A 26,921-nucleotide genomic window follows, 5' to 3' on the forward strand; every position below is an offset into this window, starting at 1 on the left:
GCAAAGAAGGATTGGGTCGCGTCATGTCCGCGTTCTCACTCGATCACGTAGCCGACGGGGCCCTGGTAAGCGCGCCCGCTGTTCGCGCCGGCCGGCGCCTTGACCACCTTGTTCAGCCGGCCCAGCAGGACCGTGCTCATGTCGCCCGCCGTCTCCAGGCCGTCGGCCGGGGTCTGCAGGTTCTGGGGCCGGGTCGGGTCGACGATGTAGGGGGTGATGATCACCACCAGTTCGGTCTCGCCGTTCAGATAGTCGCGCGAGCGGAACAGCCCGCCCAGGATCGGCAGGTTGGTCATGCCCGGCAGCGAGTCGATGTTCTGCTTGGTCTGCTGCTGCAGCAGGCCGGCGATCATCAGCGAGCCGCCGGACGGCAGTTCGACCGTGGTCTCGGCCCGCCGGACCGTCAGGCCGGGCACGCTGAGGCTGGTGCCGCCCTCGGAGCTGGCCAGGGTGAAGGCGCCCAGGCTGGTCAGTTCCGAGACCTCGGTCGACAGCTTCAGCGAGATGCGGCCGCCCGACATCACCACCGGCGTATAGCCCAGGCCCACGCCGTAGGGTTTGAACTCCAGCGAGATGCGGCCCATCGCGTCCTGCGACACCGGCACCGGGAACTCGCCGCCGACCAGGAACTTGCCGGCCTCGCCCGACACCACGGTCAGGTTGGGCTCGGCCAGGGTCTTGACCAGGCCCACGCGCTCGAAGGCCTGCAGGCAGAGATTGGTCTTGCCGCCGGTCGCCAGCGAGTAGGCCGTCGAGGCCGCGCTCGAGATCGCGTTGGTCAGGGCGTTGGACGTGCCGCTCGACGCGCCGGTCCCGTTGGTGACGGTGGTCGTCGTCGTGCCGCCGGTGACCGGGTCGACCGACACCGTGACGGTCTCGGTCGTGTTGGACGAGGCGCCGTTGGTCCCGCCGTTCGAGCCGGTCTGGTTGGTCGAGCCGTTGCTGTTGGTGTAGTTCGTCGTCTTGGTGTTGTTGCGGCCGTAGCAGAGGTCGGCGCCGCCGATCATCGAGCCGTTGACGCCGTACGTGGCGCCCTGGCCCAGGCCGTAGCTCTTGTAGCCGTCGTTGATCAGCACGGTGCTGGAGACGCCCAGCTGCTTGATGATGTTGCGCTGGACCTCGACGATGCGGACCTTGAGCATCACCTGGTCCTTGCCGGCGATGGTCAGCATGTTCAGCACGTTGTCGGGCTTGTCGACGAAGCGGGCGGCGATCTGAGAGGCCATGCCCGCGTCGCCGGTGTTGGCCACCGATCCGGTCAGGATCACGCTGTCGCGGATCGACTGCACCTGGATGTTGGCGTTGGGCAGCACGCGGCGCAGGGTGTCCTCCAGGGCCGTGGAGTCCTGCTCGACCCGGATGGCCAGGTTCAGGATCTTGCGACCCGAAGCGTCGAAGAACACCGCGTCGGTCGCGCCCAGGGACATGCCCAGCACATAGATGCGGCGCGGGCCGCGCAGCACGGCGTCGGCCACGGCCGGGTTGGTCACCAGCATGTCGCGCACGTCGACCGGCAGTTCGATGATCGCCGACTTGCCGCGCGACAGGGCCAGGCTCTGGGCGCCGGAGGCGGTGAGGTCGATGCGCAGCACCTGGTCGGCCGGCGGCGCCATGATCGGCGTCTCGATGGGGCGCGACACGACGCGGGCCGGCGTGCGGTAGAGATGGGTGCCGGCCGCCGGGCCGTCGGCCAGGACGGCGGTCGACGGCGTCAGGACCAGAAGGGCCGCGAGCGACGCGGAGGCCAACGAGGCGGATGAGAGCCGGCGGATCATGGGCGAACCGAGATGCTGGAGGTCTGGCCGCCGCGATTGATGCGGACGACGGCGGAGTCTTGCGACGGAGCGGCCAGGCCCGAGGGCCCGCCCAGGTCGGTGTAGGCGCGCAGGGTCAGGGTCAGCGGGCCGCCGGCCTTGGCGCGGGCCAGGGCCTCGGCCTCGATCGGGCCGACCTCGAGGGTGGCGGTAGAGGCGACGATGGTCTTGGCGTCCTTCTCGGCCGCCGTGCTCTGGTCGAGGGCCACGACGCGGACGTTCTGGATGATGGTCTCGGCGACGATCTGCTTGACCGAGGCGCCGTCGCCCTCGCCGACGCTCTGCGCCTCGCGGGTCTGGATGACGTCGACGCGGTCGCCGGGCAGGATGAAGCCGCCGACCGCGGTCTCGGAGGTGACCGGCACGGCCATGGCGCGCTTGCCGGGGCCCAGGACCACCGACAGGTAGCCGCCTTCGCCGCCGCGGACGATCTTGCGGGGGGTGATGGGTTCGCCGGCCAGGATCGGGTCGCGCACGATCGCGCCCTCGACGGCCTTTTCGGGGGTGACGCCGCCCATCATGTGGTCGGCCGCGTCGCCGACGGCCTTGGCGGCCTTGGCGGTCGTCCTGGTCGGGACGGGGGCGGCCGCGCCGTTGGTGATGAAGGCGGCGTTGACGGTGTCGGACGGCCAGGGCTGCCAGTCGACGTCGCCGGCGGCCAGGCGGTCGCCGATGGCCAGGTCGCGCTTGGCGACCAGCACCTGGGTCATGGGCTTGCTGGAGGGCGCGGCCTCGGCGACCGGCGCGGGCGCGGGCTTGCCGCCCATCGCCTTCTGCATGACCACGGCCAGGCCGATGGCCGCGACGGCGGCGACCAAAACGATCATGACGCGAAGAGGGTTCATGCGGCCGGGCTCTAACGACGGAGATACAGGTCGAGGCGGGCCGCCTTCAGGCGATCACGCACAAATCGTCGAACGGCCCTTCTGGCCGCGTCGCACACTCGCGCGGCCATGGTTAACAGCGGCTAAAGGCAACGCTCCGAAAGGCGAGGCGGCGGGCGCGACAGGCTGACGCGGGGCGCCCCTGGTCCGCGACCGCCTCAGCCGTGGGCGCCGACGGCCAGGGTCAGGGCGCCTTGCGGGAAAGCCGCCAGGGCGCCGACCGCGATGGCCACGCCGTAGGGGATGTCGCCGTCCTTGGCGCCCAGCTTGCGGATCCAGGCGGGGCTGCCGGCCAGGACCGGCTCGAACCAGCCCGAGCGCAGGCTCAGGAGGCCCAGGGTCAGGGCGCCGCCGGCCATGCCGGTGGTCAGCATGAACGGCAGGGACGCGGGCCAGCCCAGCCATAGGACCGAGGCCGCGAACAGCTTGGCGTCGCCGCCGCCGATCCAGCCGGCCGCGAACATGCCCATGCCCGCGAGCAGGGCGACCAACCCGGCGGCCAGGCACACGCCGATGGTCCCCAGCGAGGCGCCGCTGATGAAGGCGATCGGCCCGAAGGCGACGATCAGGGCCAGGGAGATCCAGTTTGGGATCGTATAGCTGGTGGCGTCCTTCAGCGCGGCGACGACGACCAGCGCGGGGAAGATGAGCAGCAGGGCGAACTGAAAGGTCTGCATGGCGGCCTAGCCTGGTTGATCGACCCCACCCTGGGCCAATCGCGTGAAGCAATCGTTGAAACGGTCGGAAACCGCCTGCCTTCAGACGTAAAAAAAGGCCCCGGCGTTTCCGCCGGGGCCCTCTTTTCGGGAAGGTCTCGCCTTACGGGGCGGGGGTGTTGGCCGCCTCGACCTTCTTGTTGGCGTTGTCGAAGGTGGTGCGCAGGTTGGTGCCGAGCGTGGTGACGATCGTGGCGATCACGACGGCGATCAGGGCGACGATCAGGCCATACTCGATGGCGGTCGCGCCGGATTCATCTTTCAGGAAGCGGGTGACGAACTTCGACATGTTGGATCTCCTGGTCAGTAAGTGGATCTGGGCTCTCAAGCCGTGTCGACTTGCTCACCCCCGAAAACACGATCAATTTCGCCCACCTCGCTTAATGCCCAGTAAACAGCGGATAGTTTCGCGAATTTTTTCGATGGTTTATTTTGGTTTACCATTATCTTCTCTTAACTATGCCATTACCAAAGGGCGAAAAACCCCTTATCCGCCAACGTTTTCTCAATTGTCGGAAAGAATACACAAGCATCGAGCTTAGTTCTTTATTGACCATTCCGAGGCAATCTCATCGCATACAAAGCCTGGGAAGACATCTTCATGCGCCGCCTGACTCTCGCCCTCTGCGCCGGTCTGAGCCTCTCCGCCGCCACGGCCGCCCTCGCCGACAGCCCGGCCGCGCCCCTATCGGTGAGCGCCGGCAGCGCCGCGCGAATCGTGCTGAGCGCCCCGGTGCGCGACATCGTGGTGGGCGACCCGTCGGTGGCCGACGTCAGCCTGATCAACGAACGCACCCTGGTGGTGCTGGGCAAGAAGGCCGGCGCGACCACCGTCCTGGCCTTCGACGGACGTGGACGGGCCCTGGCCGACCGCGACGTGGTGGTCTCCGACGTTCCGAGCCAGGCGGTCGTGGTCCAGCGCGGCCTCAACGCCGCGACCTACGCTTGCGGCGATCGCTGCTCGCTGCTGGGCTCGACCACCGCCCCCGCCGCGCCCGCGCCGGCCGCCGCCACGCCGTAAAGTCGCCGGCCTAAACCCCTGATTAGGGACGCCCGGCCTAGATTGCGCCGCCTGCCGTTTCCTAAAGGCGCTGACGCGGACGCCGCCATGGCCGATCGAGCCCGACACCATCGCCAGCTTCCGGCCCGCCTGGGCCTGCTGCGCCGCTTCACCCGCGCCGACGACGGCGCGGCGGCGATCGAGTTCGCCTTCGTCGCCATCCCCTTCCTGATCCTGGTGTTCGCGATCATCGAGCTGGGCCTCACCTTCCTGGTGTCGATGAGCCTGGAAAACGCGATGATGACCGCCGATCGCAGGATCCGCACCGGCGACTACCAGGCCACGACCCGCGCGCAATTCACCACGGCGGTGTGCAACGAGATGTCCTGGCTGGGCTCGTCCTGCCAGACCTCGATCACCCTCGACGTCCGCGTCCTGCCCAGCTTCGCCAAGGCCAAGGACCTGACCAAGCCCAAGACCGACGCCGTCTGCTTCGACACCGGCGGCCCGAAATCGATCATGTTGGTGCGCGGCTACTACAAGTGGCCGATCTTCACGCCGCTGCTGCAGGAGGCGGTTGGCGGCTCGGACGGCAATCGCGAGGTGATGTTCGCGGCCGTGTTCGTCAACGAGCCCTATTCGGAAACCCCCGTCGCGATCAAATGCACATGACCCGCCGCCTTTCCCGCTTCTGGCGCGACCGCCGCGGCGTTTCGGCCGTCGAGTTCGCCCTGATCCTGCCGCTGCTGATGCTGTTCTATTTCGGCATGGCCGAACTGACCGAAGCGATGATGGCCCAGCGGCGCCTGAGCCACCTGACCGCCTCGATGGGCGACGTGGTGGCCCGCGAGCAGACCCTCACCGACGCCGGCAGCAAAGACATCTTCGTCGCCGGCCAGGTGATGATGGCGCCGTTCCCGACCTCGAGCCTGAAGATGTGCATCGTCAGCATCGCCTCCGACGCCCAGGGCCGGGACAGGGTCGTCTGGGCGGAAAGCTCAAGCGCTCAGGCCGACTGCCCCAAGGCCAACGACCCGATCGTCATCCCGCCCGCCGTGCTGCCGGCCAGCCAGAGCGTGATCATGAGCAAGGCCAGCTACGAGTACAACTCGATGTTCAAGGTCATCATCCCCCAGACCATGACCTTCCGCCGCACCTTCTATCTGCGCCCGCGCCTCGCCGACCAGGTGACCCGGGTCAAGAGCTGACCCCCTCGCGCACGGCGTCGGCCAGGCGCTCGACCAGCGCGTGGGGACCGAAGGTCTCGCCCTCGAACCGCCGGGCCGGCCGCACGCCGATCAGGCTGTTGGTCAGGAACACCGCCTCGGCCTCGTCCAGGGCCTCGGCCCCGGTCGCCACCTCGTGGACCTCGACGTCCAGCGTCCGCGCCGCCTCCAGCACCCGCCCCCGGGCGATGCCGCTCAGCACGCCGCAATGCAGGGCCGGGGTGAACAGCCGCCCCTCCGCGATCCAGAACAGGTTGGCGGCCGCCGCGCAGGTCAGGTCGCCGTGGTTGTTGCGCATCACCGCCTCGTCGGCTCCCGCCGCCTTGGCCTCGGCCCGGGCCAGGACGTTGTCGAGATAGGACAGGGTCTTCAGCCGGGCGGCGGGCGAACCTTCGTTGCGGCGAGTCCTGGCCAGGACCAGGTCGACCGGCGTGGTCACGGGCGGCGCGGGTGCGGCGCTGGCCGCCAGCCGCAGCACGGGCGCGTCCGGACGATCCAGGCCCCGACCGCCCGAGCCAGCCGTCAGGGTCAGCCGCACGGCGGCGCGGACCTCGTCCAGCCCCGCCTCGTTCGGCGCGGCCAGGCACAGCGCGCGGGCCTGGTCCAGGTCGAAGGCGGGAAGGCCCAGGGTCTCGCAGCCGGCCGCCATCCGCGACAGGTGGGCGTCGAGATGCGGCAAGCCGTCGCCGGTCCACAGCAGGGTCTCGAACAGGCCGTCGCCCAGCAGCAGGCCGCGATCGTCCAGAGGGAAGGCTGTCATCCGCGGGGCGGCTCCATCAGGGCCCGGCGCAGGGCGGCGAACTTGGCTTCGGTCTCCAGGCGCTCGGCGTGGGGATCGCTGTCGGCGACGATGCCCGCTCCGGCCCTCGCCTCCAAACGCCATCCAGCGGAGTCCTGTTCAAGGCCGACCGTGCGGATCAGCACGCTGGACTCCAGCGCCCCRTCGACGCCGGCCCAGAACAGCGAACCGCAATAGGGCCCGCGCGCGGTTTCCAGCTGGGCGATCACCTTCATGGCCTGGACCTTGGGCGCGCCGGTGATCGAACCGGGCGGGAAGGCCGCGCGCAGCAGGTCGGCGGCCGCCAGGCCGGGGGCCAGCTTGCCCGTCACCGTCGAGACCAGGTGATGGACGTTGGCGAAGGTCTCGACCCGGAACAGCTCGGGCACAGCGACGCTGCCGGGCGGGCTGACCCGGGCCAGGTCGTTGCGCATCAGGTCGACGATCATCAGGTTCTCGGCCCGGTCCTTGGCGCTGGCCGACAGCTCGGCCATCAGCAGCGCGTCCTCGGCCTGGTCGGCGCCGCGCGGGCGGGTGCCCTTGATCGGCCGGGTCTCGATCGTCAGGTCGCCGCCGGTCACCTTGAGGAACCGCTCGGGCGAGTTGGACACCAGGGCCCGGCCCGGCAGGCGCAGATAGGCCGAGAACGGCGCGGGACTGTCGGCGCGCAGGCGGGCGAACAGGTCGAACGGATGGGCGCCGTCGGCCAGGCGTCCGGTCCAGGCGCGGGCGATGTTGGCCTGGAAGATCTCGCCGCCGACGATGCGCTCGACCACCTCGGCCACGGCGGCTTCGTAGGCCTCGCCGTCGCTGACGCTCAGGGCGTCGCACAGCGTCCCTTCGTGCATGTCCGGCGAGGCGGCGCTCAGCCAGCCCAGGGCCGCCTCGGCGCGGGCCCGCGCGAAGCTCTGCGATCCGCCCCGGCCGATCGCCAGCACCCGGCGCTGCAGGTGGTCGAAGGCCAGCAGGGCCGGATAGCGGGCGCAGGCCAGGTCGGGCCAGCCGGTGCGCGGCAGGTCCAGGTGCTCGACCCGGTCGCCCAGCTCGTAGGCGGCCAGGCCCACGACCCCGCCCTGGAACGGCGGGCCGTCGGGGTCCATGCCCTGGGGCGGCCCGATCAACTCGGCCAGGGCGGCGAACGGATCGCGGGGATCGTCATTCAGGGGAGAGGGGGCGGTCACCGCCAGCGTCGCGTCCGGGTCGCGCAGCAGGTAGGACCACCGCCCCGCCTGGCCGCCGGAAATCATCGCGCAGGCGAAGGGTTCGTCCCGCCACGGGGCCGCGGCCCAGACCGGGTCGCGCCAGGGGGCGCTGATGAGGACGACATGACGCATCGGCGGGTGATACCGCCGCTGGCTCTTCGACGCCATGGGCCAAGGCCAGCGCGGCCTTTCAACCTCCGCCTTCCCGGCGAAGGCCGGGACCCAGATTCATCCAGAGCCGCTCGTGGGTTTCACCTGGGCCCCGGCCTTCGCCGGGGAGACGGAGGAAGAGGTTGTCGGTTTCGGAGCAAACGTTCTCAGGTCGTCTCCGGGTCGCCGCCCCGCACCAGGAACAGCCCGCAGAACCCCAGCCCCAGCAGGGCCGCGATGGGCAGGAAGCCGCCGACCTGGCTCTTGAAGATCGCCGTGGCCAGGGCCACCAGCAGCGAGCCCAGCCACACCGTGGCCGTGCCCGACAGGGCGTACAGCCCGAAGAAGGCCGCGGTCTTGTCGGGCGGGCACAGGCGGATCAGCAGGGTGCGGCTGGACGCGTACTGGGCGGTGACGAACACCGCGATCAGCAGGCCCAGGCCCAGATAGATCAGCTCGGGCGCGGTGCGGAACAGCGGTCCGTTCCAGATCGGCGCGTGGGCCGCAGGGTCGTAGGCCCAGAAGTACAGGATCTTCTCGCGGCTCATGCCCAGGGTGGCGACCAACACCGCCAGCGAGCCGGCGATCTCGATCTGCACGGCCTTGCGCGGCCCCAGCACCCGGTCGAGCCAAGGCGCGACCAGGCCGCCGATCACCCCGAAGATGCTCAGCGAGATTCCGTAGGCCAGCATCTCCAGCGCGCCCCACTTCATCAGGCCGGCGGCCAGCAGCCCGCCGAACACCAGCAGGGCCGTCATGCCGTCGTTGTAGAGCATGCGCGCGCCCAGGAAGACGGCGACGTCGCGATGGCCGCGCAGGTTGGCGAAGATGTCGCGCAGCATGGCGATCCCGGCCCGCATGCTGGTCATCCAGCTGCGGCCGGTGCGCACGGCGTCGGGGGTCCACAGGAAGAACGGGATCGCGCCCAGCAGCATCACCGCCGCCGCCATGGGTCCGGAGATCCGGCTGGGCTCGTTCTTGGCCGGGTCCAGGCCGAACAGCGGAGCGTGCGGCACGCCCGGCCAGTCGACCTGGCCGGGCAGCACCATGCCCCACAGCATGAAGATCAGCAGGGCCACCGACAGGCCGTTGGCCACGGCGTAGCCCAGGCCCGAGATCAGGGCGGCGCGGCCGGGAACGTCGCCGGCGGCGCGGCCCAGCAGCGAATTGCTCAGCACGTCGCCCCAGTTATAGACCAGGCCCAGGACGATCAGCAGCGTGCTGGTCGCCATCAGCGGCAGTCCGCCGCTCGGCATGGCCCACCACAGGGCGACCAGGGCCGGGACCATGATCCCCAGCACGATGCCCAGCATCGGCTTGCGCGGCCCGTACTGCTCGATCATCGCCCCCAGCAGCGGCGCGGTCAGGGCGGTCAGCAGGCCGTAGGTGGTGGAGATGTTGGCCACCAGGGCCTGTCCCGCCACTGGGTCGCCGACCAGCACCCGCGAGAAGTAGGGCGAGAAGATGTAGATGGTGATCAGGATCACATAGGGGTCGCGCGCGCCCTGCTGCAGGATCCAGGCGAGGGCGCCGCGCGGCAGGCCCGACTTCAGCGGGGCGATCGGTTCGCCGCTCGCCGGGACCGCCGCGGCGGCCGAGAACTCACTCATGCGGTTCCACCCTATTACAGGGCCGTCGTCTGACGCGGCGGCTTGGGCGGAGCGTGGCTTTGAAACGGGCGTTTGTCACGAAGGGAATGCGAGCTTGGGTTTCAGCCTCGGCGTTTCCCATAGGCCGTCATTCCCGCGCGGCGCTCGCGACGGATCCTAGGCGAGCGCCTCGTCCACCATACGACCAAGGGCCACGTCGTAAGGCTCGTCCGTCAGTTCGAACTGAAAGGAAGGTGCGACCACCTCGAGCACTCGGTCTCGAAATGAAAAGATGAAGTGTCTCTGACGTGCGAGCCACGCGAGGTTGGGCTGCCAGCCCTCGCCTTCCATCCGCTTCAGATCATCGATCCAGGCCGAGTTCACGACTTCAAACGCGGACTCCATCTCAAACCCGCAAGCCGCGAGGCGATGTGCGCCTGAGCTGTCCTCATGGGGCAATCCAAAATTGAGCGCGACCTGATCGTCCACCCGCAATATCGCGATCGTCTCTTGCCCCGACACCGCTTTCGCATGGAACAAGAGTCGCAGCCGATGCTCCCCCGCCAGCATGAAAGGCTCCGGAGCACCACTGCGCCAGGTCGCGCCGAGATCGAGCACGGTGAGAGCTTCTGTCATGTCGCATGACATAGCAGGCGCGGGTCTTCCCTCCACCCCAAGCTGGCGATCAGCGTGTCCATTGTTGGCGCGGGCGGTCGGGTTTGCCGGCGGCGGCGCCCCACACGAGAGCGGGAATGACGGGAAGTTCGGGAGAAAAAAGTGACGGTCGGCTACAGCAGGATATGGGTCCGCACCGCCTCGCGTCCCGCCGCGTCCAGGCCGAGCGCCTGTTCCAGGTAGCCGTCGAGCGAGCCGTACCGGGCCTTCATCTCGGCGATCGCCGTGGCCAGGTACTCGGCTTCGACGCCCAGGGCCGCGCGCATCGCCGCGTCGGACGGACGGCGGCCGAGCTCGGCCTCGAGGCGGTCGGCCATCCGGGGGGCGCGGCGGGCGAAGAAGTCCTCGCTGTTGGTCAGCAGGTAGTCGTCGACGATGTCGTCGTCGCCCACCCCCGCCACGTGATGGGTCAGGGCGGCCAGCAGGCCGGTGCGGTCCTTGCCCGCCGCGCAGTGGATCAGCACCGGACCGCGCCCGGCGCCCAGGGCCTGGAAGTAGCGGCGGAACAGGTCCAGGTGCCGCTCGGCGAACGGCGCGCGGCGATAGTACTCGACCAGGTAGCCGCGGATCGACTCCACCGACAGGTCCGAGTCCCGCAGGAAGGTGTGCCAGGGATCCTCGCCGGTCACGCCCAGGTCGTTGTCGATCACCTCGGCGGCGAAGCCTTCCCAGCGCCGCGACGGATCGCGCTGGCGCTCGTTGGGGCGGCGCAGGTCGACGATGGTGCAGAGGTTCAGGTCGGCCATGGCGGCCAGGTCGTCGTCGGTGGCCTCGGCCTGGTGGGCGGCGCGGAACAGCACGCCCTTCTTCAGCCGGCCCTCGCCGGCGGCGTAGTCGCCGAAGTCGCGGAAGTTCTCGACGCCTTGCAGAACGATATGACGGGTCATGGCCGGCTTGTTAGCGCCGCGCGGTGACGAAAGCGAGACGGCCGTTACGGCACGACGTCACCCGCCGCGGGTGACCTCGACCGTGCGCCAGGCCGAACGCGGATCGTGGGCATAGGCGACCGAGCTCCAGCCCTCTTTTCGGGAGACATGCCAGTCGACGAACGGCCAGCCTGCGGGCCGGGTCAGCACACCCGCGTCGTCCGGCCGGCCCAGCGGCGCGCCCAGCACGATCTGGCCTGGAAGCGCGTCCGCCATGACCTGGACGTCATCCTGTTGGAAATAGACCCGGCACATCGACGTGCCGCCCGTGTCGCCGACCGTCAGGAACGCCGGCCGGCCGTCCAGGCTGATCCGCTTGACGACCTGCCAGTCGCCCGCGCCAGCGCCCTGCAACAGAGCGGGCAAAGCGTCGTCGCGCACGGTCTCGCCGGCCGTTCGCCGCGCCTCGCGCAGGACCGCACGAGATGAGGCCGGGGCGAAGCAGACATCGCGGACGACGGCGACGGCGCTGGACCGCGTCACCTTGGGGGCGAGATCGTCCGTCACGCCGGAGAAGGCCACGCCCGCGAAAGCGACAGCGATGGCGGACAGGGCGAGCGGGAGGACGGACTTTTTCATGACCGGAGGTTGTGCGGCCCTCATCAGGAAATCAAGAGGCTGGACCGCTCGCGCTCAGGCGAGCCACTCTGCCGCCATGACCGACCTGCACCGCTTCCAGAGCTTCGACGGCGTCTCATTGGGCTACCGCACGCTGTGCGGTTCGGGGGGCGAAGGCTGGCCCACCCTGATGCTGCATGGGTTCCTGGCCAGCGCCGAGACCAACTGGCTCCTGCCCGGGATCGCCGCCGCCGTCGCCGCGACGGGCCGCCGGGTGATCGCTCCCGACCTGCGCGGCCACGGCCGCTCGGACGCCCCGACCGATCCCGCCGCCTGGCCGCGCGACGTGCTGGCCATGGACCAGGAAGCGCTGATCGCCCACCTGGGCCTGAAGGACTACGACCTGGTCGGCTATTCGCTGGGCGCGCGCACGGCCGTGCGGATGCTGGTGCGCGGGGCGCGGCCCCGGAAGCTGGTGCTGGGCGGCATGGGCGACAGCGGGCTGATGGCGGCCGGCGCGCGGGCGGCGATGTTCGAGGACAGCATCCGGAACGGCGACGCGGCCCAGGATCCCCGGGCCGGACGGCGGGTCCATGCGATGATGGCGGCGGGCGGGCTGAAGCCGGAGGCGATGCTGGGGGTGCTGACCTCGTTCGCGGCGACGTCGGCGGCGGAGATCGCGGCGATCGACGTCCCGACCCTGGTGGTGGCCGGGCAGCGGGACGACGACAACGGCTCGGTCGAGCGGCTGGCGGGGATGATGGGGAACGCGCGTGGGACGCGGGTTCCGGGGGATCACCTGAGCGCGGTGATGGAGCCGGCGCTGGCGGAGGTGATCGTGGGATTCCTGAGCCAAGCCGAGTAAGGCCCTCCCCCTGTGGGGGAGGCGATCGCGCAGCGATCGGTGGGGGGGAGTTTTGGGACTGAAGATCCAGATCTGGCCATCGCCCGATCACTCCCCCTCCGTCGCCCTACGGGCGACACCTCCCCACAGGGGGAGGACCTTGGATGGTCGGCTTAGCGGAACGGCGGCTCGTCGAACGCCCGGAGCTTGCGCGAGTGCAGGTTCGGGCCCTCTTCCAGCAGCAGCTTGCAGGTCAGGATGCCGATCTGCAGGTGCTGGCTGATCGCCCGCTCGTAGAAGGCGTTGGCCTGGCCCGGCAGCTTGATCTCGCCGTGCAGGGGCTTGTCGGACACGCAGAGCAGCGTCCCGTACGGCACCCGGAAGCGGTAGCCCTGGGCCGAGATGGTCGCCGACTCCATGTCGATGGCCACCGCCCGGCTCTGGTTGAAGCGCAGGGCCGAGAGGCTGTGGCGCAGTTCCCAGTTGCGGTCGTCGGTGGTGACCACCGTGCCCGTCCGCAAGCGCTTCTTCAGCTGATCGCCCGAGTCGCCGCTGATCGCCTTGGCGGCGTCGTAGAGGGCGCGCTGGACCTCGGCGATCGACGGCACCGGGATCTCGGGCGGCAGCACGGCGTCCAGCACGTGGTCGTCGCGCAGATAGGCGTGGGCCAGCACGTAGTCGCCGATGGTCTGGGTGTCGCGCAGGCCGCCGCAGTGGCCGATCATCAGCCAGGCCTGCGGGCGCAGCACGGCCAGGTGGTCGCAGATGGTCTTGGCGTTGGACGGGCCGACGCCGATGTTGACCAGGGTGATCCCCCGGCCGCCGGGCGCCATCAGGTGGTAGGCCGGCATCTGGTGCTTGCGCCAGGTCGACTCCGCCACCGCCAGTTCGGGATTGGCGGTGTTGGCGGTGATCATCAGGCCGCCCGAGCACGACAGCGCCTCGTAGGGACTGCCTTCCTGGCCCAGTTGCTCGATGCCCCAGCGCACGAACTCGTCGACATAGCGATGGTAGTTGGTGAACAGGATGAACTGCTGGACGTGCTCGGCCGGGGCGCCGGTGTAGTGGCGCAGGCGGGCCAGCGAGAAGTCGGTGCGCAGGCCGTCGAACAGGGCCAGCGGCCGGGCCTCCTCCATCGCCGGGTTCCAGACCCCGTCGGCGATCTCGTCGCCGATGAAGGCCAGGTCCGTGGTCGGGAAGAAGCGGGCGATGTCCTCGCTGCGGACGTCGGCCTGGTTCAGGTCGATCGTGGCGTCCAGCACATAGGGATAGGGGATCTCCTGGCTGGACCGGTCGATCTCGATCTCGACCTCGAAGTCGTTCAGCAGCAGGGTCAGCTGCTCGACCAGGTAGTCGCGGAACTGGTTGGGCTTGGTGATCGTGGTGGCGTAGACGCCGGGCCGGCTGACCCGGGCGTACGAGCGCGCCAGCTTGGGCGGCAGGGCCTCGGGATCGTAGATCAGGCGCAGTTCCGGATAGGCGAACGTGCCGTCGAACCGCGTCTGCGGGTCGGGGCGGGCTCCGGTTTCGAGATAGGCGCGAAGCGCGGTCCGCAGGGCGTCGACGGCGCGTTCGTATTCTACGTTGAGCTGCTCAACGACGGCGATTGCTTTTTCTTGGTTTGACATGGCGCCCTATATCAGCGTTCCGCGGGCATTTCTAGGCTAACGCCGGAAGTGGGCTCGCCATGGGCCCTGGGGCATGGACGAAGCCGATTTCGTCGGCCACAAGGGTCGTAACGACCAAGGCGACGGGCGCGCGGGCGGAAAGCTTGCCCCCAAAGCCTCGACCAATTCGCACGAGCCCCGCGCTCGTCGGGGGAGCCCATGAATAGACGTTTCGCCTTCCTGATCATCGCCGCCATGGTCCTCGGGGTCCTGGTCGGCTGGGCTTGCAACCAGTATCTCGACCCGACCCAGACCGCCGAGGCGGTCAAGTGGTTCAAGATGGGCACCGACCTGTTCCTGCGGCTGATCAAGATGATCATCGCCCCGCTGGTGTTCACCACCCTGGTGGCCGGCATCGCCCACATGGAGGACGCCGCCGCCGTGGGCCGGATCGGCGCCAAGACCATGGGCTGGTTCATCAGCGCCTCGGCCGTCTCGCTGCTGCTGGGCCTTCTGATGGTGCACCTGCTGCATCCCGGCGCGGGCCTGGTGCTGAACGAAGCCGCCGACCTGGCCGCCAAGGCCCCGGCCGCCTCGACCGAGACCTTCACCCTGCAGGGCTTCCTGACCCACCTGGTGCCGACCTCGATCTTCGACGCCATGGCCAAGAACGAGATCCTGCAGATCGTCGTCTTCTCGCTGTTCGTCGGCACCGCCGTCGCCTCGCTCGACAACAAGGCCCCGCACATCCTGGAGCTGGCCGAGCAGGGCGCCCAGATCATGCTGAAGGTCACCGGCTTCGTTATGAAGCTGGCCCCGCTGGCGATCTTCTGCGCCCTGGCCTCGACGATCGCCGACCAGGGCCTGTCGATGCTGGTGGTCTACGGCAAGTTCGTGGTCGGCTTCTACGCCACCATGGGCACGCTGTGGCTTCTGCTGTTCATCGCCGGCTGGCTGGTGCTGGGCAAGCGGGTGGTCCCGCTGTTCGGCGCGATCCGCGACCCGGCCCTGCTGGCCTTCTCGACCGCCAGCTCGGAAGCCGCCTATCCGCGCATCCTGGACGCCCTGCCCAAGCTGGGCATCCGCCGCCGCATCGTCTCGTTCGTCCTGCCGCTGGGCTATTCGTTCAACCTCGACGGCTCGATGCTCTACTGCACCTTCGCCACCATGTTCATCCTGCAGGCGCACGGGGTGCACCTGTCGGTCCAGCAGCAGATCTTCATGCTGCTGCTGCTGATGGTGACGTCGAAGGGCATCGCCGGCGTGCCGCGCGCCTCGCTGGTGGTGATCATGGCCACCCTCACCTATTTCGGCCTGCCCGAGGCCTGGATCGCCCTGGTGCTGGGCGTCGACCACCTGCTGGACATGGGCCGCAGCGCCACCAACGTGGTCGGCAATTCGGTCGCCGCCGCCGTGGTCGCCAAGTGGGAGGGCGAACTGGACGATCCGGAGCCGCCAATCGATCCTCGGGCCGAGCCGGCCAAGGCTTAGACCTGGAAGCGCCGCTGATTGACTTCCGGGGAGAGAGGCCCAATCTCTCTTTCTCCGGGGGGAGGCGCTGACGTGTTTAGGAAGACTGACATGAACGCCAAATCCATGATCCGGGCCGGTCTGCTGTCGACGGTCCTGCTGGCCGCCGCCGCTCCGGCCCTCGCCGATCCAGCCGCGCCCGACGCTCAAGCCAAGCCCCGCCCGGCGCGCACCTGCTTCGCGCTGTCCGACTGGGACAACTGGAGCGCCCCCGACCGCGACACCCTGTATCTGAAGGTCCGCAATCGCGACGTCTATCAGGTGGACCTGTCGCACGGCACCAGCATGCTGACCTCGCCGGGCGTGCACCTGGTGTCGATCGTGCGCGGCGTCGACACCGTCTGCGGCCCGCTCGACCTCGACCTGCGGGTGTCCGACGGCTACGGCATGGCCATGCCGATCATGGCCAAGAAGATCACCAAGCTGTCCAAGGAAGAGATCGCGGCGATCCCCAAGAAGGACCGGCCGTAGGGGCGCAAGGCCGATCGACGGCTTCGGAAGCGAAAACCTCGTCCTTCGACAAGCTCAGGATGAGGTTTTCCACTGCACGGCCTGCACAATGGTCCTCATCCTGAGCTTGTCGAAGGACGAGGGCCACGCACCAGGCTCGAAGGGTTGATCGCCCCTACTCCGCCGCCGCTTCCAGCAGCGCCACCACCATCGCGTTGACCGGCGTGGCGATCCCGTGCCGCGCGCCCAGGCGGACAATCACGCCGTTGCGGGCGTCCAGCTCCATGGGCCGGCCCGCCGCGCGGTCGGCGTGCAGGGAATTGACCCCGTCGGCCGGGCCCGAGCGATAGCCTTCGACCACCGTCTCGGGCAGGTCGGACGGCAGGTCGGCGCCCTCGGCCCGGCCCACCGCCACGCATTCCCCGACCAGGGCCCGCATGATGTCGGCGATCGGCTCGCGCCGGGCCACGCCCGACGGCTTCAGGGTCAGGGCGTTGACCGCCCCGGCGCAGTTGAGGGCCAGCTTCTTCCAGGCGGCGGTCTTGAAGTCCGGCGTCGTGGCGACCTGGATCGGCGTGTCGGCGAACAGCGACACGAAGGCCTCGCCCGCCTCGCCTTGCGGGACCAGGATCGTGCCGTCGCGGCGCTGGCGCACGCGGCCGGGCGCGCTGCGCTCGGCGGGGATGTCGACCACCGCCGGCGTGATCCGTTCGGCGTCCACATAGGGCGTGAAGCGTTCGACGTGCTCCACGCCGTTCTGCAACACCGCCACGCGGGTTCCCGCGCCCACCAGCCGGTCCAGCCACGCGCCGGTGGCGGCCGCGTCATAGGTCTTGGTGGTGATGATCGCCCAATCGACCGAAGACGCCTGGTCCGGAGCCGTCAGCACCCGCGGTGTCGCCGTCAGCGGTCCGCCCGGCGTCTCGACCTCCAGCCGGTCGAACGCGGTGCGCGCGCAGACCTCGACCGTCAGGTCCGGGTTCTGGGCCAGCCACGCGGCGATCACGCCGCCCACCGCGCCAGGTCCGATCACCGCTACCCGCATCGTCAAACTCCGAACAAAGAAACGCCGCCCCCTTTCGAGGGCGGCGGCATGTTATCCCCGGCTTCCCTGCTTCTTTTGGCCTGCTCTTATTCTGCCGGCAGGGTGTTCTCAGAGCGCTTCTTGAGCATGTCGTCGAAGCTCGACCACACGCCCTCCGCGCCGTGCCATTGGCCCTGGGTGGCGGCCTTGGAATATTCCGTGGCCCGGGCCTCGAAGAAGTTGGCGTGCTCCACGCCCGACAGCAGCGACTGCAGCCAGGGCAGCGGGTTTTCCTTGATGCCGTAGACTTCCGGCAGGTGCAGCTGGCGCAGGCGCCAGTCGGCGATGAACCGGATGTATTGCTTGATGTCGTGAGGGGTCATGCCCTGGATCTCGCCGGCCTCGAAGGCCAGGTCGATGAAGGCGTCCTCCATGATCACCACGCTCTTGCAGCACTCGACGATGTCGGCGGCGACCTCGGGGGTGACGCACTTCGTCTCGGCGTTGAACGCGTGGTACAGCTTGATGATGCCTTCGCAGTGCAGGCTCTCGTCGCGGATCGACCACGAGACGATCTGGCCCATGCCCTTCATCTTGTTGAAGCGCGGGAAGTTCATCAGCATCGCGAAGCTGGCGAACAGCTGCAGGCCTTCGGTGAAGCCGCCGAACATGGCCAGGGTGCGGGCGATGTCGGCGTTGGTCTCGACGCCGAACTTCTGCATGAAGTCGTGCTTGTCGCGCATGGCCTGGTATTCCATGAACGCGCCGAATTCGCTCTCCGGCATGCCGATGGTTTCAAGCAGCAGGGCGTAGGCCGCGATATGGATGGTCTCCATATTGGCGAACGACGACAGCATCATCTTCACTTCGGTGGGTTTGAAGACCCGGCCGTAGCGTTCCATGTAGTTGTCGGCGACTTCGATGTCCGACTGGGTGAAGAAGCGGAAGATCTGCGTCAGCAGGTTCCGTTCCTTGTCGTTCAGCTTGACGGCCCAGTCCTTGAGGTCCTCGCCGAGGGGCACTTCCTCGGGCATCCAGTGGACCTGCTGCTGCTTCTTCCAGAACTCGTGGGCCCACGGATAGCGGAAGGGCTTGTAAGCGCCGGAAGGGGTCAGGAGGCCGGGCAGGGTGGCGAGCTTTGCGGACATCGAGGACGGCTCCAGGGCAGGCGGACACGAATCGGACGGACGATTACAGTCTTTTGGTATCGGGCTCCCACGGCCGCATCTAGTGGCCAGATGGTCGCAGCACACAACATGTTGTGGGCGAATTGGGTAACGAATGATGAATCAAGCTTACACCATCTATGGCGCGCTTGGCTCGGGGTCCGTGCCGGTCGAAGCTGTTTTGACGATTCTGGGGCAGCCCTACACCGTGATCGAGGCGCCCACCTGGGAGGGCGCGGCCCAGCAGGCCAAGGTGGCGGGGGTCAATCCGCTGAAACAGATCCCGGCCCTGGTCACGCCCGACGGCGAGACGATCACCGAGAGCGCCGCCATCCTGATCTGGCTGGCCGACCGGTTCCCGGAGGCGTGGCTGGCTCCCTCGCTCGGTTCGCCCCTGCGCGGCCAGTTCCTGCGCTGGATGGTGTTCGTGCCGGCCTCGATCTACTCGCTGTTCTGGGTGCGGGACGATCCTTCGCGGTTGGCGGGGCCGGACGTCGAGGCCGGGGCGAGGATCAAGGCGGCGACGGCCGACCGCATCGCCGAGTGCTGGGGGATGATGGAGAGTCAGCTGACGCCCGGGCGCTACCTGCTGGGCGACGAGCTAACGGTGCTGGATTTGTATGTCGCCGTGGTCAGCCGCTGGGGCTCGCGGCGCAAGCGGTTCTACGAGGTGGCGCCGCGGATGAGCGAGGTCGTCCGCCGCGTGGACGCCGATCCGAGGCTGGCGGACTTCTGGGCGGAGCGGTTCCCGTTCGTGGACGGGTGGGAGAGCAACGGGGCGGCGGGGTAGAGGCCGGCGTCAGCGGTTCAGCGGCTGTAGTGAACGTTGGATATGGCTGCGTCGCACTTCCCGATCACCAGGACGAGCTGCCCGCCGCCACGGGTGGTTTCGAGATCACCATTCGGCAACGCCGCAGGCGGCCGCCATCGAAAGACGGTCCAATGCTCACCGTCATCCTGCACATCGACAGCGGGGTAGGCTTTCGGGTCCGCTGTGGGAAAGAAGTCCTGCTCCACGGCGAGAAAGATCGCTCGCGCTGTTTCGGCATTTGTCACGAGCGGTTTGCCCGGCTTGCCCCAGCGCTCGGCACAGGCCAAAGCGCCGGGCTCCGCGTGAGCCGCCGTCGCGACCAGCGCGAAGATCCCGAGAACCAGCGCCAGTATCGTCGATCTGAAACGGTCGAACATTCTTCGAAACTGCCTTGCAATGCGATCCAGGCGAAGCCCCCATCCGCCCCGGATGCGGCCACGCCTTGGTGGATGGGAGCTCTGGGGGGCTGACTGAGTCAAGGTTTCAAGGCGCGGCCTCGCCGCTGGCGGATGACGTCAGGGGTGGTTGCGGAGAGGGCGCCAACTTGAACCCTCTCCCGGAGGGGAGAGGGTTTCGCGCGGCTTACGCTCGGCGTTCAGTGGATGAAGTCCCGCGATTTCAACGCCCTGAACTTTCTCGACCCGAGTCTGTCCTCACCCCTTCAAAGCCCCCGTATCCTTGACCCACCTCGACGCAAGGAAAGGGCGCATGGCCAGCGACCGATGCGGCGGCGAGGGGCGATCGAGCGGGAAGCTCTGTCCGCGGGGTCTTCGGCGTTGAGTAGGAAGAACCAAACCCCATCCATCTGGTGCCGGCTGGGCTCGGAACACGGATACAGCGTTGGCTGGGGGCCGATTTAGCAGCAGGCGAGCGGTGACGCGCTCGCGGTCCGGGACTGGGGCTCGTTGATCCAGGCCCGCCCGTCGGAGGCTTCAAGGCGGCGAGGCTCGAACAGAGCTCAGCGTCGCGGGCTTTCGGATAACGGTCGCGCGGAGCGTTGGGCTTCGTCGAAACGGTATTCCTATTCAAACTCCGGACGGTGTCCGGCGCTCCGCGACCCTTTCCATTCCCACTCACAGCCAGAAGGCATGAGCTTGAGACGCCGTGCCCGCTAACACTTGCCCCCACCTGACCGCTTCGCGGTCTGTCCGCCCCCAGGGGGGGCGGAGGACGCGCGCTGCGCCGGCGGCGGCTCCTCTTCCCCCTGTGGGGGAAGACGGTCGCGAAGCGACCCGTAGGGGGCAAGTGGTCGCCGCACCGCCCCTTGGGAAACCGCCCATGATCCTGCTAAGCAGCGGCCATGCTGACCGATCCCCTGTTCTACGCCGTCGCCATTCCCGCGGTGATCCTGCTGGGCCTGGCCAAGGGCGGGTTCGCGGGGATCGGGGTGGTGGCGGTGCCGATGATGGCGCTGGTGATCTCGCCGGTGCTGGCCGCGGCGATCACCCTGCCGATCCTGCTGGCCCAGGACGTCGTCAGCGTCTGGTCGTTCCGCAAGACCTGGGACAAGGGCCTGCTGATCCTGATGCTGCCGGCGGCGGCGGTCGGCATCTTCCTGGGCTGGCTGCTGGCGGCCCGGGTCTCCGTCGCGGCGGTCGAGCTGTCGATCGGCCTGATCTCGATCGCCTTCTCGCTGCAGCGCCTGTGGGCCGAGCGGGCGGTCAAGGTCGCCCAGGCGATCGAAGCCGGTCCAGCCCGGCCCTGGCTGGGCGCCCTGTGCGGCGCGGTCGCCGGCTTCACCAGCCAGGTGGCCCACGCCGGCGGTCCGCCGTTCCAGATCTACGTCCTGCCCCGCCGCCTGCCGCGCGACGTGTTCATCGGCACCAGCGCCATCTTCTTCGCCACGGTCAACTGGATGAAGGTGCCGGCCTATATCGCGCTCGGCCAATTCACGCCCCAGGTGCTGACCACGGCGGCCGTGCTGCTGCCCCTGGCCCTGGCCTCGACCTGGGCGGGCGTCTGGCTGGTGCGCCGCGTGCCGGCCGAGGGCTTCTACAAGGTCATCTACGTGCTGTTGATCGCGGTCGGCGCCAAGCTGGCCTGGGACGGGGCGCACGGCCTGCTGGGCTGATCGATAGATGTGTCCAACGCCCTTTCGCCGCCACGATGATCGGCGTTTATATGTCACCGATTGAGCGTAGAGTGGGGCCATGAGCGAGACGACCAGCATCATTCCGGTTGCGGACGCGGCGCCGGTTCCGGCGATCCTTCCGACCACTCACTATCCCACGCCCGGCGCCAAGTGCGCCGACCTGGTGGTGCATCTGGCCGGCCTGGCCTGCGCCCTGCTGGGCGGCGGCATCCTGCTGGGCCTGGCCTTCGGCCTGGGCTCGCTGAGCCAGGTGGCGGCGATCAGCGTCTACACCGTGGGCCTGATCACCATGCTGTCGCTGTCGACCGCCTACAACTTCGCCAAGGCCCGCTGGCGGCCGCTGCTGCGCCGCTTCGACCACGCCGGCATCTTCATCATGATCGCCGCGTCCTACACCCCCTTCACCACCCAGAACCTGCACGGCTGGTGGGCCATCGGCATGACCACGGCCGTCTGGTCGGTGGCCGGCGTCGGCGTCGCCGCCAAGCTGTTCCTGCCCGGCCTGGACAAGCGCTTCTGGGTCGGCCTCTACCTGGCCCTGGGCTGGTTGGTCCTGGTAGCCGTCAAGCCGATGATCGCCGGCATGGGCTGGGCAGCCCTGCTGCTGCTCGCGCTTGGCGGCGTGATCTATTCGACGGGTACGGTGTTCTACCTGATGAAGCGGCTGAAGTTCCGGAGGGCGATCTGGCATGGTCACGTGATCGGCGGCGCCGGCCTGCACTACGCCGCGGTGCTGGTCGGGGTGGTCCTGGCCTCGAGTGGTCACCCCTGACCTTGCGTAAATTGGGCTAGCCTTGAACACCCCGCCGGACTCCAAAAAGACCGCTCAGACCTTCTTCTGGGACCGCGCCGCCAACGGCCAGCGCGGCAAGCGCCTGCCGGCGCCGCTGACCCAGGCCGACAGCACGGTCGAGGCGGTCGGCTTTCCCGGCGTGCGGCTCAGCGTCGACGAGGCCGACGAGGCCCTGCGCAACGTCGCAGACCGCCTGGCCCCGCTGCGGCCGCTGCTGGGCCGCGACGACTTCAACATCCTGGCCCTGTCGGGCGGCGCGGCCGGCGGCGCCTTCGGGGCCGGCGCCCTGGTGGGCCTGACCAAGGCAGGGACCCGTCCGGAGTTCGCCATCGTCACCGGCGTCAGCACCGGCGCCCTGATCGCCCCCTTCGCCTTCCTGGGCTCGGAGTGGGACGACCGACTGGCCGACGCCTATGTCGGCGGCCACGCGGCCGACCTGCTCAGCTTCAAGCGCCTGGGCCCCGGCCTGGGTCCCAGCCTGTTCCGGGGCGACGGCCTGGACGGGCTGGTTTCACCGTTCATCGACCTGGACATGATCGCGGCCGTGGCCCGCGAACACGCCAAGGGCCGCCGCCTGCTGATCGCCACCACCAATCTGGACAGCCAGAAGGTCACGATCTGGGACATGGGGGCAATCGCCACCCAGGGCGGCGACGACGCCGTGCGGCTGTTCCGCGAGGTGCTGGTGGCCTCGGCCACCCTGCCCGGCCTGTTCCCGCCCAAGCTGATCGACGTCGAGGCCCCCGACGGCCATGGGGGCATGACCCACTATCAAGAGATGCACGCCGACGGCGGCATCGCCGCGCCGCTGTTCCTGATGCCCGACGCCCTGCTGCGCTGGCGCGAGCTGGGCCAGCGCCTGCGGCGCGGCCGGGTCTATGTGATCTTCAACACCGTGCTCGACCCCTCGCCCCGCACCACCCCGCCGGGCGTGACCTCGATCATGGGGCGCAGTTTCGAGACCATGCTGCGGTTCTCGTACCGCCAGGCGCTGAGCGTCGCCGCCGGCTTCTGCGCCCGCCACAACCTGCCGCTCTGGTCGGCCTCGATCCCGGTCAGCTTCTCGGGCTTCAACATGATGAAGTTCGAGACCGCGCTGATGAAGCGGACCTTCGACGACGCCGAGGCCCTGGCGATCAGCGGCCAGCTGTGGTCCAGCGCCATCCCGACGCCCGAGCCCCTGTGGCGCGGCCTGTTCAAGCGCCAGCCGCCGCGCGGGCGGACGGTCAAGGATCCCATCCTGGCGCCGACGACGGGCCTGGCCCTGTCGGAGGGAACCTCCGCCGAGCTGGGCGCCGGATCCGACCGGGAAGAGCCTATTTCTTGAGGTAGCGGGCGCGCAGCTTGTCGACGTTCGGCGGCACGGCGCGGAAGTCCGAAGCCAGGCCCAGCCGGGCGTTGCACGACGGGCAGCGCACCGAGTCCTCGTCGGCCAGCTCGGCCGGCGGATCGAAGCGCGTGCCGCAAGGCTTGCACTTGAAGTCGCCGACAGCCGGCGGCGGGGGCGGGGGCTCGGGCGCCATCACCACGACGCGCTTGTGCCCGGCCGGACGCTGGATGCGCTCCAGCGGCGGCGGCCCGCCCGGCGCGGCGACGCCGCTCTTCAGGCTCAGGATCTTGCGGGGGCGAGGGGGCTCGCTGTCGCTCATGGCGCTTGATGGCTCGGGTGAAGGGCTTGGCGGGTCAAGGGCGCTAGCTGCATGATCTGGGCCCGAAACTCAAGCGCCGAGCGTATCACGCCGGCTCGGACGTCCTACCAGTGAGGCCGCAGGCTGAACGAAAAGGCCAGCATTTCGTCCTTCTGGGTGGCCATGCCCATGATGACGTCCTTGGCCTTGATCTTGCGGTGGACATAGCCGAACGAGGCCTGCATCGGGCCCTTGCGCCAGGCGACGCCGGCCTGGCCGTCGCCGACCAGCTTGCTGCTGGCGTCGGACGTGACGCCGGCCCCGCTCCAGTCGCCCTCGCTGCCGCGCAGCATGTTCATGCCCACGGCCTGGCCGCTGGCGGCGGCGAACACGTACCAGCGTCCGCGCTGACCGAACTGGCGGCCGTCCTGGACGCCCAGCGAGTCGACGACCTGGTTTCCCATCTTCTTGCCGAAGCGCACCGTGGCGCCGGCCTCGGCCGAGCCGCCGGCGCCGCCGAAGCCCAAGCCGGCGTGCGGCGTGACATCGAGCGCGTACTTGCCGGCGCCGACCGAGACGGCGGCCGGCCAGCCGCGAGTGACGGTGACGTCGACTTCCCGATCTTCGAAACTGTCCTCGTCGGGGCGGACCAGGGCCAGCGGCCGGGTCCGGCCGGCCGGCGCGACGCTGGCCACCGACATGCGGACCGAGTCGACGGCGTGCGCGCCCTCGCCGACCACGACGGCGCTGGACCGGTAATTGACCGCGCCGCGGCCCTCGTAATAGCGGTTGGCGTCGAGCAGGGCCGCGTCGCCATAGGCGCCGGCGGGCGAGAGCGCGAAGCTGGGATCGCTGGCGCGCTCGGTCCGGGCGGCGGGCGCCTCGGCGAAACCGACCGAGGCGGCGGCGGGGCGGACGTTGCGTACGCCGAGATCCACTGGAGCTCCGGCGCGGCCGGCGGCGCGCATGTCGACAATAAAGCTGGGCGAGGCCTTGCGGGCGGGGGCGGACGTCTTATCTGCAGGACTGGACGCTTTGGCGGACCGAGTCGGTTGGGCCTGCGCCGTGGCGATCGCCAAGACGCTCAGACCCAATCCCGCAGCAAATGCCGTGCAAGCACGCATTCCGGTCCCCAGAACCCTTTCCCCATGAAAAGCCTACTCGGAATTCGAACGGCGTCCATGGGACAAAACCCCACGTCATGAACATTTCGCACTGAGTATGGTTCCGGACGAAAAAGGGCGTCGCGGAGGCCCGCGACGCCCTTGATTTTCAGGAATTCTTAAGGTCTGGCGCCGGCCGGCTCACTGGCAGGCCAGGCATTCCTCGTAGTCGGTCTTGGACGGGGCGTCGAAGCCGTTGACGGGCCCCGCCACCGCGACGTCGGAACCGGCGTAGGACGCCCGTTGCACCGACTTGGAGCGCAGGTAGTACAGCGACTTCACGCCGCGCTCCCAGGCCTGCCAGTGCAGCATGTGCAGGTCCCACTTGTCGACGTCGCCCGGCAGGAAGATGTTCACCGACTGGCTCTGGCAGACTTCCGGCGTGCGGTCGGCGGCCAGTTCGACCACCCAGCGCTGATCCAGCTCGAAGGCGGTCTTGTAGACGTCCTTGTCGTCCTGGCTGAGGAAGTCCAGGTGCTGGACCGAGCCCTCGTTCTCCAGGATCGAACCCCAGACCGCGTCGGTGTTCTGGCCCTTCTCCTCGAGCAGCTTCTCCAGGTAGGGGTTCTTCACCGCGAACGAGCCCGACAGGGTCTTGTGGGTGTAGATGTTGGCCGGGATCGGCTCGATGCCGGCGCTGGTGCCGCCGCAGATGATCGAGATCGAGGCGGTCGGGGCGATGGCCAGCTTGTGCGAGAAGCGCTCCATCGAGCCGCGGTCGGCGGCGTCCGGGCACGGACCCTTCTCCTCGCCGATGGTGATCGACGCCTTGTCGGCCTCGCGGCGCAGGTGCTTGAACATCCGCATGTTCCAGCTCTTGGCCAGGGCGCTCTCGAACGGCACGTTCTGGCTTTGCAGGAAGCTGTGGAAGCCCATCAGGCCCAGGCCCACCGAACGCTCGCGCATGGCGGCGTAGGCGGCGGTCGCGGCGGCGTCCGGCGCGCGGTCGATGAAGTCCTGCAGGACGTTGTCGAGGAAGCGCATGATGTCCTCGATGAACATCGGATGGTCGCGCCACTCCAGGAACGTCTCGGCGTTGACCGACGACAGGCAGCAGACGGCCGTGCGGTCGTTGCCCAGGTGGTCGACGCCGGTGTGCAGCATGATCTCGCTGCACAGGTTCGACTGGCGCACGCTCAGGCCCAGCTCGCGCTGGTGCTGCGGCATGGCGCGGTTCACGGTGTCGGAGAAGATCAGGTAGGGCTCGCCGGTCTGCAGGCGCAGCTCCAGGACCTTCTGCCACAGGGCGCGGGCGTCGACTTCGCGCAGGACCTCGTTGGTCTTGGGCGAGCGCAGGCCGAACTTGTGGCCGTCGCGGACGGCGTGCATGAACTCGTCGGTGATCGAGATGCCGTGGTGCAGGTTCAGGGACTTGCGGTTGAAGTCGCCCGACGCCTTGCGGATCTCCAGGAACTCTTCGATTTCCGGGTGGTGGATGTCGAGGTAGACGGCCGCCGAACCGCGGCGCAGCGAGCCTTGGCTGATCGCCAGGGTCAGGCTGTCCATCACGCGGATGAAGGGGATGATGCCGCTGGTCTGGCCCTGGCCCTTGACCTTCTCGCCGATCGACCGGACGCCGCCCCAGTAGGTGCCGATGCCGCCGCCGTTGGCCGCCAGCCAGACGTTCTCGTTCCAGACGCCCAGGATGCCGTCCAGGCTGTCGCTGACGGCGTTCAGGAAGCAGCTGATCGGCAGGCCGCGCTCGGCGCCGCCGTTGCTCAGCACCGGCGTCGACGGCATGAACCACAGCTTGCTCATGTAGTCGTAGACGCGCTGGGCGTGGTCGGCGTCGTCGGCGAAGGCCGTCGACACGCGGGCGAACATGTCCTGGTAGGACTCGCCCGGCAGCAGATACCGGTCTTCCAGGGTGGTCTTGCCGAAATCGGTCAGCAGGGCGTCGCGCGAGCGATCGACCTCGACCTTGCGCACCAGCGCCAGTTTCGGACGTTCAGCCTTCATGCCGCCGGTGCGGACCAGGGGGAGAGCCGTCGTCTTCGCCGCTTCACTGCCGTTCATGATCAAAAATCCATAATCAATCAGCGTGTTCCGGAAAAGGGAACGTCCCGTCCAGCCGCTACATCTTGTGGCCGAGGAGCCCCCTCAGCCCACATATGGGGCCACAGTGGCTAATGACTCGTCAACGACGAGATGCGCCTCGCGGGCGAGTTTTTTCTTAACAAGCTGTGAACGAACAACGGTGTCCGGGAAGATGCTGGGCATCATCAAGGGGTTGCACGGCCAAGGCAAACGCTGCCGTGACACCCTGTCGCGGGCCACAAAGAAGTGATCCGGTCG

General features: G+C 68.7%; 27 protein-coding genes. 10 read left to right on the forward strand and 17 right to left on the reverse strand.

Going from position 1 to position 26,921, the window contains the following annotated elements:
• Window positions 1–35: 35 nt before the first annotated feature.
• From AC1DYP_RS13730 to AC1DYP_RS13745, 4 genes are all read right to left on the reverse strand, one after another.
• Window positions 36–1,775: a type II and III secretion system protein family protein gene (locus tag AC1DYP_RS13730; RefSeq protein ID WP_477032840.1), complete on the reverse strand. Its 1,740-nt coding sequence runs from the start codon at window positions 1,773–1,775 to the stop codon at window positions 36–38.
• Window positions 1,772–2,659: a Flp pilus assembly protein CpaB gene (gene cpaB, locus AC1DYP_RS13735; protein ID WP_477046779.1), complete on the reverse strand. Its 888-nt coding sequence runs from the start codon at window positions 2,657–2,659 to the stop codon at window positions 1,772–1,774. Before cpaB ends, AC1DYP_RS13730 begins: the two co-directional genes overlap by 4 nt.
• Window positions 2,660–2,856: 197 nt before the next feature.
• A complete protein-coding gene (locus AC1DYP_RS13740) occupies window positions 2,857–3,375 on the reverse strand; it encodes an A24 family peptidase (RefSeq protein ID WP_477046780.1) in 519 nt (172 codons plus the stop codon).
• A 142-nt stretch (window positions 3,376–3,517) separates the two neighbouring features.
• The gene (locus AC1DYP_RS13745) at window positions 3,518–3,703 is read right to left on the reverse strand and encodes a Flp family type IVb pilin (RefSeq protein ID WP_477032843.1); all 186 of its coding nucleotides are present in this window, start codon (window positions 3,701–3,703) and stop codon (window positions 3,518–3,520) included.
• A gap of 312 nt (window positions 3,704–4,015) precedes the next feature.
• Here AC1DYP_RS13745 and AC1DYP_RS13750 point away from each other — a divergent pair, with 312 nt between their 5' ends.
• From AC1DYP_RS13750 to AC1DYP_RS13760, 3 genes are all read left to right on the forward strand, one after another.
• Window positions 4,016–4,435: a pilus assembly protein N-terminal domain-containing protein gene (locus AC1DYP_RS13750; RefSeq protein WP_477046781.1), complete on the forward strand. Its 420-nt coding sequence runs from the start codon at window positions 4,016–4,018 to the stop codon at window positions 4,433–4,435.
• Window positions 4,436–4,522: 87 nt separating this feature from the next.
• The gene (locus AC1DYP_RS13755; protein ID WP_477046782.1) at window positions 4,523–5,086 is read left to right on the forward strand and encodes a TadE/TadG family type IV pilus assembly protein; all 564 of its coding nucleotides are present in this window, start codon (window positions 4,523–4,525) and stop codon (window positions 5,084–5,086) included.
• Complete coding sequence (locus AC1DYP_RS13760) at window positions 5,083–5,622, forward strand: TadE/TadG family type IV pilus assembly protein (RefSeq protein WP_477046783.1); 540 nt, start codon at window positions 5,083–5,085, stop codon at window positions 5,620–5,622. The genes AC1DYP_RS13755 and AC1DYP_RS13760 overlap by 4 nt, the downstream gene beginning before the upstream one ends.
• Here AC1DYP_RS13760 and AC1DYP_RS13765 read toward each other — a convergent pair.
• From AC1DYP_RS13765 to AC1DYP_RS13790, 6 genes are all read right to left on the reverse strand, one after another.
• Complete coding sequence (locus AC1DYP_RS13765) at window positions 5,612–6,400, reverse strand: aminotransferase class IV (RefSeq protein WP_477046784.1); 789 nt, start codon at window positions 6,398–6,400, stop codon at window positions 5,612–5,614. The genes AC1DYP_RS13760 and AC1DYP_RS13765 overlap by 11 nt on opposite strands.
• A complete protein-coding gene (gene pabB / locus AC1DYP_RS13770; protein WP_477046785.1) occupies window positions 6,397–7,752 on the reverse strand; it encodes an aminodeoxychorismate synthase, component I in 1,356 nt (451 codons plus the stop codon). The genes AC1DYP_RS13765 and pabB overlap by 4 nt, the downstream gene beginning before the upstream one ends.
• A 185-nt stretch (window positions 7,753–7,937) precedes the next feature.
• Window positions 7,938–9,380, reverse strand: coding sequence for an MFS transporter (locus tag AC1DYP_RS13775; protein WP_477046786.1), 1,443 nt, complete (start codon window positions 9,378–9,380; stop codon window positions 7,938–7,940).
• 156 nt (window positions 9,381–9,536) lie between these two features.
• Entirely contained in the window at window positions 9,537–9,977 is a 441-nt protein-coding gene (locus tag AC1DYP_RS13780) for a hypothetical protein (protein ID WP_477046787.1), read from the reverse strand.
• 170 nt (window positions 9,978–10,147) lie between these two features.
• Complete coding sequence (locus AC1DYP_RS13785; protein WP_477046788.1) at window positions 10,148–10,921, reverse strand: tyrosine-protein phosphatase; 774 nt, start codon at window positions 10,919–10,921, stop codon at window positions 10,148–10,150.
• Window positions 10,922–10,978: 57 nt separating this feature from the next.
• On the reverse strand, window positions 10,979–11,539 hold the full coding sequence (locus tag AC1DYP_RS13790; RefSeq protein ID WP_477046789.1) for a hypothetical protein: 561 nt from the start codon (window positions 11,537–11,539) through the stop codon (window positions 10,979–10,981).
• A 76-nt stretch (window positions 11,540–11,615) separates the two neighbouring features.
• Between AC1DYP_RS13790 and AC1DYP_RS13795 the strand changes: the two genes are divergently transcribed.
• Window positions 11,616–12,383, forward strand: a complete 768-nt coding sequence (locus AC1DYP_RS13795; protein WP_477046790.1) for an alpha/beta fold hydrolase — start codon at window positions 11,616–11,618, stop codon at window positions 12,381–12,383.
• Between the two features lie 152 nt (window positions 12,384–12,535).
• Here AC1DYP_RS13795 and AC1DYP_RS13800 read toward each other — a convergent pair whose 3' ends face one another.
• Window positions 12,536–13,990 carry an AMP nucleosidase gene (locus tag AC1DYP_RS13800; protein ID WP_477046791.1) on the reverse strand — a complete coding sequence of 485 codons (1,455 nt, stop codon included), beginning with the start codon at window positions 13,988–13,990 and terminating at the stop codon, window positions 12,536–12,538.
• A gap of 198 nt (window positions 13,991–14,188) precedes the next feature.
• Here AC1DYP_RS13800 and AC1DYP_RS13805 point away from each other — a divergent pair, with 198 nt between their 5' ends.
• On the forward strand, window positions 14,189–15,460 hold the full coding sequence (locus tag AC1DYP_RS13805) for a dicarboxylate/amino acid:cation symporter (RefSeq protein ID WP_477046792.1): 1,272 nt from the start codon (window positions 14,189–14,191) through the stop codon (window positions 15,458–15,460).
• Window positions 15,461–15,550: 90 nt separating this feature from the next.
• Window positions 15,551–15,970, forward strand: a complete 420-nt coding sequence (locus tag AC1DYP_RS13810) for a DUF6491 family protein (RefSeq protein WP_477032855.1) — start codon at window positions 15,551–15,553, stop codon at window positions 15,968–15,970.
• Window positions 15,971–16,124: 154 nt separating this feature from the next.
• On the opposite strand, the gene AC1DYP_RS13815 is transcribed toward AC1DYP_RS13810, so the two are convergent.
• Window positions 16,125–16,994, reverse strand: coding sequence for a 2-dehydropantoate 2-reductase (locus AC1DYP_RS13815; protein ID WP_477046793.1), 870 nt, complete (start codon window positions 16,992–16,994; stop codon window positions 16,125–16,127).
• An 86-nt stretch (window positions 16,995–17,080) separates the two neighbouring features.
• A complete protein-coding gene (locus AC1DYP_RS13820) occupies window positions 17,081–18,121 on the reverse strand; it encodes a ribonucleotide-diphosphate reductase subunit beta (protein ID WP_477032858.1) in 1,041 nt (346 codons plus the stop codon).
• Between the two features lie 136 nt (window positions 18,122–18,257).
• Between AC1DYP_RS13820 and AC1DYP_RS13825 the strand changes: the two genes are divergently transcribed.
• Complete coding sequence (locus tag AC1DYP_RS13825; RefSeq protein WP_477046841.1) at window positions 18,258–18,929, forward strand: glutathione S-transferase family protein; 672 nt, start codon at window positions 18,258–18,260, stop codon at window positions 18,927–18,929.
• Between the two features lie 17 nt (window positions 18,930–18,946).
• Here the strand turns inward: AC1DYP_RS13825 and AC1DYP_RS13830 are convergent, their stop codons facing one another.
• Window positions 18,947–19,327 carry a hypothetical protein gene (locus AC1DYP_RS13830; RefSeq protein WP_477046794.1) on the reverse strand — a complete coding sequence of 127 codons (381 nt, stop codon included), beginning with the start codon at window positions 19,325–19,327 and terminating at the stop codon, window positions 18,947–18,949.
• A 923-nt stretch (window positions 19,328–20,250) separates the two neighbouring features.
• Between AC1DYP_RS13830 and AC1DYP_RS13835 the strand changes: the two genes are divergently transcribed.
• From AC1DYP_RS13835 to AC1DYP_RS13845, 3 genes are all read left to right on the forward strand, one after another.
• Window positions 20,251–21,021, forward strand: a complete 771-nt coding sequence (locus AC1DYP_RS13835) for a sulfite exporter TauE/SafE family protein (RefSeq protein WP_477046795.1) — start codon at window positions 20,251–20,253, stop codon at window positions 21,019–21,021.
• 79 nt (window positions 21,022–21,100) lie between these two features.
• Window positions 21,101–21,814, forward strand: coding sequence for a PAQR family membrane homeostasis protein TrhA (gene trhA, locus AC1DYP_RS13840; protein ID WP_477046796.1), 714 nt, complete (start codon window positions 21,101–21,103; stop codon window positions 21,812–21,814).
• A 22-nt stretch (window positions 21,815–21,836) separates the two neighbouring features.
• Window positions 21,837–23,162 (forward strand): patatin-like phospholipase family protein, encoded by a 1,326-nt coding sequence (locus AC1DYP_RS13845; RefSeq protein WP_477046797.1) that lies wholly within the window; start codon window positions 21,837–21,839, stop codon window positions 23,160–23,162.
• On the opposite strand, the gene AC1DYP_RS13850 is transcribed toward AC1DYP_RS13845, so the two are convergent.
• From AC1DYP_RS13850 to AC1DYP_RS13860, 3 genes are all read right to left on the reverse strand, one after another.
• On the reverse strand, window positions 23,152–23,484 hold the full coding sequence (locus AC1DYP_RS13850) for an FmdB family zinc ribbon protein (protein ID WP_477032862.1): 333 nt from the start codon (window positions 23,482–23,484) through the stop codon (window positions 23,152–23,154). The genes AC1DYP_RS13845 and AC1DYP_RS13850 overlap by 11 nt on opposite strands.
• Before the next feature lie 104 nt (window positions 23,485–23,588).
• Window positions 23,589–24,401 (reverse strand): lipid A-modifier LpxR family protein, encoded by an 813-nt coding sequence (locus AC1DYP_RS13855; protein ID WP_477046798.1) that lies wholly within the window; start codon window positions 24,399–24,401, stop codon window positions 23,589–23,591.
• A gap of 366 nt (window positions 24,402–24,767) precedes the next feature.
• Window positions 24,768–26,648, reverse strand: coding sequence for a ribonucleoside-diphosphate reductase subunit alpha (locus tag AC1DYP_RS13860; RefSeq protein WP_477032864.1), 1,881 nt, complete (start codon window positions 26,646–26,648; stop codon window positions 24,768–24,770).
• Between the last annotated feature and the right edge of the window lie 273 nt (window positions 26,649–26,921).

Source organism: Caulobacter sp. P1_D6 (genome assembly GCF_056406095.1).

Bases quoted from the DNA above. Each gene is read 5' to 3' on its own strand.
- AC1DYP_RS13730 (WP_477032840.1), bottom strand. From the start codon at position 1,775: ATGATCCGCCGGCTCTCATCCGCCTCGTTGGCCTCCGCGTCGCTCGCG.
- cpaB (WP_477046779.1), bottom strand. From the start codon at position 2,659: ATGAACCCTCTTCGCGTCATGATCGTTTTGGTCGCCGCCGTCGCGGCC.
- AC1DYP_RS13740 (WP_477046780.1), bottom strand. From the start codon at position 3,375: ATGCAGACCTTTCAGTTCGCCCTGCTGCTCATCTTCCCCGCGCTGGTC.
- AC1DYP_RS13745 (WP_477032843.1), bottom strand. From the start codon at position 3,703: ATGTCGAAGTTCGTCACCCGCTTCCTGAAAGATGAATCCGGCGCGACC.
- AC1DYP_RS13750 (WP_477046781.1), top strand. From the start codon at position 4,016: ATGCGCCGCCTGACTCTCGCCCTCTGCGCCGGTCTGAGCCTCTCCGCC.
- AC1DYP_RS13755 (WP_477046782.1), top strand. From the start codon at position 4,523: ATGGCCGATCGAGCCCGACACCATCGCCAGCTTCCGGCCCGCCTGGGC.
- AC1DYP_RS13760 (WP_477046783.1), top strand. From the start codon at position 5,083: ATGACCCGCCGCCTTTCCCGCTTCTGGCGCGACCGCCGCGGCGTTTCG.
- AC1DYP_RS13765 (WP_477046784.1), bottom strand. From the start codon at position 6,400: ATGACAGCCTTCCCTCTGGACGATCGCGGCCTGCTGCTGGGCGACGGC.
- AC1DYP_RS13775 (WP_477046786.1), bottom strand. From the start codon at position 9,380: ATGAGTGAGTTCTCGGCCGCCGCGGCGGTCCCGGCGAGCGGCGAACCG.
- AC1DYP_RS13785 (WP_477046788.1), bottom strand. From the start codon at position 10,921: ATGACCCGTCATATCGTTCTGCAAGGCGTCGAGAACTTCCGCGACTTC.
- AC1DYP_RS13790 (WP_477046789.1), bottom strand. From the start codon at position 11,539: ATGAAAAAGTCCGTCCTCCCGCTCGCCCTGTCCGCCATCGCTGTCGCT.
- AC1DYP_RS13795 (WP_477046790.1), top strand. From the start codon at position 11,616: ATGACCGACCTGCACCGCTTCCAGAGCTTCGACGGCGTCTCATTGGGC.
- AC1DYP_RS13800 (WP_477046791.1), bottom strand. From the start codon at position 13,990: ATGTCAAACCAAGAAAAAGCAATCGCCGTCGTTGAGCAGCTCAACGTA.
- AC1DYP_RS13805 (WP_477046792.1), top strand. From the start codon at position 14,189: ATGAATAGACGTTTCGCCTTCCTGATCATCGCCGCCATGGTCCTCGGG.
- AC1DYP_RS13810 (WP_477032855.1), top strand. From the start codon at position 15,551: ATGAACGCCAAATCCATGATCCGGGCCGGTCTGCTGTCGACGGTCCTG.
- AC1DYP_RS13815 (WP_477046793.1), bottom strand. From the start codon at position 16,994: ATGCGGGTAGCGGTGATCGGACCTGGCGCGGTGGGCGGCGTGATCGCC.
- AC1DYP_RS13820 (WP_477032858.1), bottom strand. From the start codon at position 18,121: ATGTCCGCAAAGCTCGCCACCCTGCCCGGCCTCCTGACCCCTTCCGGC.
- AC1DYP_RS13825 (WP_477046841.1), top strand. From the start codon at position 18,258: ATGAATCAAGCTTACACCATCTATGGCGCGCTTGGCTCGGGGTCCGTG.
- AC1DYP_RS13830 (WP_477046794.1), bottom strand. From the start codon at position 19,327: ATGTTCGACCGTTTCAGATCGACGATACTGGCGCTGGTTCTCGGGATC.
- AC1DYP_RS13835 (WP_477046795.1), top strand. From the start codon at position 20,251: ATGCTGACCGATCCCCTGTTCTACGCCGTCGCCATTCCCGCGGTGATC.
- trhA (WP_477046796.1), top strand. From the start codon at position 21,101: ATGAGCGAGACGACCAGCATCATTCCGGTTGCGGACGCGGCGCCGGTT.
- AC1DYP_RS13850 (WP_477032862.1), bottom strand. From the start codon at position 23,484: ATGAGCGACAGCGAGCCCCCTCGCCCCCGCAAGATCCTGAGCCTGAAG.